The organism is Stenotrophomonas sp. YIM B06876 (genome assembly GCF_030711595.1).
In the GTDB taxonomy this organism is placed as follows: Bacteria; Pseudomonadota; Gammaproteobacteria; order Xanthomonadales; family Xanthomonadaceae; genus Stenotrophomonas.
Genome location: NZ_JAUJUJ010000433.1, coordinates 1 through 666, shown reverse-complemented (window position 1 = coordinate 666; position 666 = coordinate 1). Strand labels below are relative to the sequence as shown.

Here is a 666-nt window from a genome sequence, read left to right as displayed (position 1 = left end):
CGCAGTTCCACGAGGCGGGCCAGGTTGCCCAGGCTGTGCTCGGTCGTCATGCCATCAGGCCCTCAAGCTGGGCCAGCGCTGGCGCCATGGGGGCGGCCTCGTTGGTGCCCTGGTGCAGAAAGGCTTCGATGCGGGGGTACAGGGCCACGGCGCGGTCGGTCGTGGGGTCGGCCCCCGCGACATAAGCGCCCAGGGGCAGCATGTCGCGCACCTGCAGGTAGCGCGACACCATTTCCTTGAGGTCGCGCGCTGCGCGCAGGTGCCCTGCGCTGGCCACCTGTGCCATGCAGCGGCTGATGGAGGCGGTGATGTCGATGGCCGGGTAATGGCCGCGCTCGGCCAGTTCGCGCGACAGGACGATGTGCCCGTCCAGAATGGCGCGCGCGGTGTCGACCACCGGGTCTTGCTGGTCATCGCCCTCGGCCAGCACGGTGTAGATCGCGCTCATGCTGCCGTGCTCGTGCTCGCCATTGCCCGCGCTCTCCACCAGCTGCGGCAGCAGGCTGAACACGGACGGCGGATAGCCGCGCGTGGCGGGCGGCTCGCCCAATGCCAGTGCGACCTCGCGCTTGGCCATGGCATAGCGCGTGAGCGAGTCCACCAGCAGCAGCACATGCTTGCCCTGGTCGCGGTAGTGCGCGGCGATCGAGTGGCACAGCTCGGTGG

1 pseudogene is annotated in these 666 nt (G+C 69.8%); it reads right to left on the bottom strand.

The window, feature by feature from the left end:
* Window positions 1-46: 46 nt before the first annotated feature.
* Window positions 47-666 (bottom strand): annotated as a pseudogene (gene fliI, locus QZH66_RS17780) (flagellum-specific ATP synthase FliI); the annotation flags it as partial.